At 73.0% G+C, this 4,496-nt stretch carries 6 protein-coding genes and 1 pseudogene; 1 reads left to right on the plus strand and 6 read right to left on the minus strand.

Annotation, left to right across the window (positions count from 1 at the left end):
• The coding region (locus H5J29_RS21925; protein ID WP_220187752.1) for a hypothetical protein at window positions 1-206 on the plus strand (206 nt) is incomplete at its 5' end.
• Between the two features lie 45 nt (window positions 207-251).
• Here H5J29_RS21925 and H5J29_RS21930 read toward each other — a convergent pair.
• From H5J29_RS21930 to H5J29_RS21955, 6 genes and pseudogenes are all read right to left on the minus strand, one after another.
• Window positions 252-1,028, minus strand: coding sequence for a tyrosine-protein phosphatase (locus H5J29_RS21930; protein ID WP_181782926.1), 777 nt, complete (start codon window positions 1,026-1,028; stop codon window positions 252-254).
• A gap of 113 nt (window positions 1,029-1,141) precedes the next feature.
• A complete protein-coding gene (locus H5J29_RS21935; RefSeq protein ID WP_181782927.1) occupies window positions 1,142-2,122 on the minus strand; it encodes a cyclase family protein in 981 nt (326 codons plus the stop codon).
• A 95-nt stretch (window positions 2,123-2,217) separates the two neighbouring features.
• Window positions 2,218-2,709 (minus strand): SRPBCC family protein, encoded by a 492-nt coding sequence (locus H5J29_RS21940; protein ID WP_181782928.1) that lies wholly within the window; start codon window positions 2,707-2,709, stop codon window positions 2,218-2,220.
• Window positions 2,710-2,738: 29 nt separating this feature from the next.
• Window positions 2,739-3,383, minus strand: a complete 645-nt coding sequence (locus tag H5J29_RS21945; protein WP_312858352.1) for an SRPBCC domain-containing protein — start codon at window positions 3,381-3,383, stop codon at window positions 2,739-2,741.
• Window positions 3,384-3,451: 68 nt separating this feature from the next.
• Window positions 3,452-3,793: pseudogene (locus H5J29_RS21950) on the minus strand (ArsR/SmtB family transcription factor); the annotation flags it as partial.
• A gap of 185 nt (window positions 3,794-3,978) precedes the next feature.
• The gene (locus H5J29_RS21955; RefSeq protein WP_181782930.1) at window positions 3,979-4,254 is read right to left on the minus strand and encodes a DUF4242 domain-containing protein; all 276 of its coding nucleotides are present in this window, start codon (window positions 4,252-4,254) and stop codon (window positions 3,979-3,981) included.
• Window positions 4,255-4,496: the final 242 nt, after the last annotated feature.

Genomic DNA, 4,496 nt, shown 5'->3' on the forward strand with positions numbered 1-4,496 from the left:
GCCGATGCCCACCCGCGGAGCTCGAGGCCGAGCTGCGTGCCCTGGCCCTGCTCATCGCGGCGCACCCGCCCGAGGCGGTCGCCGCGGCGAAGGCTCTCCTGCGCCAGGGGCGGGAGGACGCCGTGTCGGCGGCGGTCCGTCGCGAGAACGCGGCAGCGACCGTGCTGGCCGAGGGGCGAGGACCTCTGGGGCGCACCGGGCCCTGACCCCACCGTGGAACGGGTCGCCGACGGCACGCTGCCGCACCTCGATCAGCGGGCGCTGCCCCGCCGGGTCCCGGCCGGCTCGTGGTCAGCGGTCAGCAGGACGCGCCGCCAGGCGACGAGTTCCTCCTCCCGTGCGCCGTGCCTGCGGAGAAACGCCTCCGCCCCGCCCGCGCGGTCGAGCAGCGCGAGGACGGCTCGGATCGGGGCGCCGTCGAGCGGCTGCGGGAGGGCGGGGGTCTGCGGGCCTCGGTACGCACCTCGACGGATCAGCGACTCGCGAACCCGAGCCAGCCGCAGCCCCGTCACCGCATAGTCGGCCACGATGTCCTCCTCGCCGACCCCTGCCGCCGCCAGCAGGACCGCGACGGTGATGCCGGTCCGGTCCTTGCCTGCGGCGCAGTGCACGAGCGCGGGCAGCCTGCCCGCGCCGGTCAGGAACCGGAGGATCTCGACGAGCACGGGACCCGCGGCGTCGAGCATCGAGCCGTAGGCGGCGACGTAGTCCGTCTCGCCCGACTCGTCACGGTGCCGTCCGATGCTCTGGGTGAGGTCGACCAGCGGGAGGTGGAGACGCTCCACGGACCGGCCGGTCATCCAGTCGCCCGGCAGCGGGTTCTCCTGGGGGGACCGCAGGTCGACGACGGCCCGCAGGCCGGCGCCCTCGCACAGCGCCGCGGCCCCCGCGGCCGAGAGATCCTCGAGGTGGTCGCCGCGCAGGAGCACCCCGGGACGGACGACGCGACCGTCCGTCGCGCGCAGTCCGCCGACGTCTCGGACGTTGTGCGCGCCGTCGAGATCGAGCCAACGGGGGGACGGCGTCACGGGGTCACGTCGGGGCGGCGGGAGAACAGGGACATGCGGCGGCCTTCCACGTCGAGGGGCGACATATTCAGTCCACTCAGATGTCGGCTACGGCAAGACCGGCAGGCGGGATCTCAGACGATCACCAGCGGGTTGAGCGGAGTGCCGACCGACCGGGTGAGCGGGAGCGGGGCAGCGCAGAAGAACGCCTCGTAGACCCCGGTCCGGGCGCAGTGCGCAGCCAGCTCGTCGAGAGCGAAGAGCTCCCCGAGCAGGAGGCCGAGGTCGTGCAGCGCACGGCGATGGAACGGCAGGATCGCGGTGCCCTCGGGATTGGGCAGCGCCTCCACCGTGCGGTTGTCCGCCGCGACCATGGCGACGTCACGATCGGCGATCCACTCGAGCGTGGAGGGCGCGAGCCCGCAGGACCGGGTCCGAGGGGGTCTGTCCCGGGCGGTGTAGGCCCCGATCCAGCCGGTGCGCAGGAGCATGACGTCCCCCGGTCCGACGTCCACTCCCTGGGCCCGCAGGGTCGACTCGAGGACCGCGACGTCGACCACTCCCCGGAAGGGGTCGAGGTCGGCGTGGCGCGCGGCGTCCACCAGGACGCAACGGCCGATCAGCCCGGTGGCCAGCCGATCGGCGCTCAGCCGGGTGGCGCCCTCGCGGGCGGACACCGTTCCGGCCCAGAAGCCGTTGTACAGCGTGTCGTCCCGGCCGACATGGGCCAGCCCGTCGAGGTGTGTCGCGGCCTGGAGGGGGAGGACGACGAGGTCGTCGGCGTCCTGCAGGTGGTGCGCGCTGCTCGCACCCGCGACGTTGTCCGTGCCGGTGGCGGAGAGGAGGTGGATCGGGTCGTGCCGGGTGCCGAGGTTCCTGGCGCCGCGGCCGAACGGGACACTCAACGAGAAGCTGCGACCGGTGCGGATCAGCGTCGACGCCTGCACGGCACGCTCAGGGGTCAGCAGGTTGGCGGTGCCGATCTGGTCGTCCTCCCCCCAGCGGCCCCAGTTGTGGGGGCTGCCCGGTTTGGCGCCCACGACCTTGCCGTCGGCATCGACCTCGTAGTCGGGAGGCGTCCAGTGATCACGGGGACCAGGACGGTCGGATGCCATGTCCGCCAATCTATCTAATCCGTTAGGTATTTGATAGGTGCGCCCAGCTGGGTCCTCCGCGGGCCTCCGACGTCGCGTTCTCCGGGTGCGGCGGATCAGGTCCTCTCGTCGCGGACGTCCGTCCCCTGCTCGGCGAACGCCTTGAAGTCCTGCATGTGCCGGAGCGACTGCGTGCGGAAGACGCCACGCAGGAGAGGTGCCGCCAGCCGCATCAGCACGCCGCTGAACCGGTACTCGTTCTCGCTCTCCCAGCGCGTCGTCCCCGGACCGGCTTCGGTCAGCCGTTCGCGCGCGGCGTTCCACATGCCCTCGGCGACGATCTCGCGGTCGAAGTGCACCACGCCGTCTCCCGGGAACCCCTGCAGATCCACCGGTTCCCGGCGCGTGATGGTCTCGGTGCCCTCCATCGTCTGCTGCCCCGTCCGCAGCACGACGCGCGAGGTGGTGCCGACCTGCCCGTGCGTCCCGTTCAGCGGCTCGTGCAGTACCAGGCCCCGCAGCCATGCCGGCAGGTGCGCCGGGTCGGCGAGCAGCTGGACCACTCGCTCCCGCGGCTGGGCGATCTCGATCGAGACTGTGTACTTCATGGCGGGCGGCGCTCTTCCTTCCGGGCGTGTCAGGTCGGGTCGGGTACGTAGAACGCGGTGGTGGCTTCCACTGCGGCCGCGACGTGCTCGGGTTCGCCGCCGGCGGCCAGGTGGGCCCGGCCCCACGCCGCGGCGCTGCGCCGGCTGAACTCGCGTCCCTCGGGCGACTTCTCGAGCTCCTCGTGGTCGGCGGTCGCGCCATCGGCCAGGAGTCGGGCCAGGGCGAGCAGAGCCAGGTCCCAGCCGACGCCTCCCGCGCCGGGGCCGTACGTCGGGAAGGAGGGCTCGCCGACGACCGCCGCGTGGATCAGCTCGAGCTCGGTGTCGGCGGTCGTGCCGGGGGTCAGGCGCACCTCGACCTCGCTCGTTCCGGGCCAGGCGTCGGCCTCCGGACCGAAGAGCCAGGACACCTTCAGCAGGCGGGGCGGCTCGCACTGGAGGATCTCGCCGTGCTCACCGCCTTCCAGCTCGAACGCGCCGCCCAGCCGGAGGTTCCCGGTGACCGGCCCCACCCAGCGGCCCAGCCGCTCGGGGCTGGTGAGGGCGTCCCAGACGTCGTCGATCTCCGCGTCGTACCGACGCCGCAGCTCCACGGTGTAGGCCTCGCCTGCCGGCAGGGTGCCCTCGCCCATCACCCGGTGCACGGCGGCGAGCTCGTCCAGGAGGTCCTTCACGGTCACGTCCTCTCGGTGGGCGGACCGGTCCTGCTCGGGTCGGTGCCGAGCTCGGCCGGTCGGGTGGGTTCCCCCTCGGCCCGGGGTCGGCGCGCACGCCTGCCCCGGGCCAGCTCGGTCCCCAGGGCGTCGAGGCGTTGTGTCCAGAACCGGCGAAACGGGGCCAGCCACGCGTCGACCTCGCTCAGCGGCGCGGGCACGACGGCGTAGAACCGGCGAGTGCCCTCGGCCCGCACCGACGCGAACCCGTTGTCGCGCAGCACGCGAAGATGCTGGGAGACAGCGGGCTGGGAGATGGCGAACTCGGCCCGGATGACGTCCGTGATCGCTCCGGAGGTCTGCTCGCCGTCGGCGAGCAGCTCCAGTATGCGACGGCGCACGGGGTCGCCGAGGATGTCGAACGCGTGCACGACCGCGACTATCCCGGTCGTGACTTATATAAGTCAATGCTGCATCGTCCTGGCGCCCCCTCGACCACCCCGACATCGCGGATCCGCCGCCCGTGCAGGCGCGAGCACCGCTGTCGGCGACCACTCCCGGTGAGGGCTCCGCGTCGGGCGGGGCCGGACCCGATCGGGCCCGGCCCCGGGCGGGGTCAGGAGTCGGCCGTCCCCGGGCCGATCTCCGCGGTGACCTCCACGACGACGTCCGCGGGGAACCCGCCCCGACGGGCGTGCTCGCGGATGGTCTCGGGGTCGTCGGTCTCGTGCACGCAGTAGATCTTGTCGCCCGCCACGTAGCTGTGGTGCCACGTGTAGCCGACCTGCAGGCCCTCCACTACCTGGTTGGAGGTGCGGGCGATCTCGCGCAGCTCCTCCAGGGAGAGGCGGGAGGCGCCGGGCAGGTTGCGCTCGATCATGAAGGTGGCCATCGTCGTGCTCCATTTCGTCGTGTTCCGGTCGTTCGACCTGGGGAGACGGTAGGTCCGGCGGTGCCCGTGCCACGTCGGGAGAACTCCCTATCCTGGCCGCGTGGGCTCCCCATTCCCGGGGCGTTCTGGTGAGCTGACCCCGTGCTGCTGGAGCGGGCGGGGCAACTCGGTGCGCTGCGGGCTGCGCTCGACTCCGCCCGCAGCGGCCACGGCGGGACCGTGCTGGTCGGCGGCGAGGCCGG

The sequence above is a fragment of the Pseudonocardia pini genome, from assembly GCF_013870575.1.
In the GTDB taxonomy this organism is placed as follows: domain Bacteria; phylum Actinomycetota; class Actinomycetes; order Mycobacteriales; family Pseudonocardiaceae; genus Pseudonocardia; species Pseudonocardia pini.

Bases quoted from the DNA above. Each gene is read 5' to 3' on its own strand.
- H5J29_RS21935 (WP_181782927.1), bottom strand. From the start codon at position 2,122: ATGGCATCCGACCGTCCTGGTCCCCGTGATCACTGGACGCCTCCCGAC.
- H5J29_RS21940 (WP_181782928.1), bottom strand. From the start codon at position 2,709: ATGAAGTACACAGTCTCGATCGAGATCGCCCAGCCGCGGGAGCGAGTG.
- H5J29_RS21955 (WP_181782930.1), bottom strand. From the start codon at position 4,254: ATGGCCACCTTCATGATCGAGCGCAACCTGCCCGGCGCCTCCCGCCTC.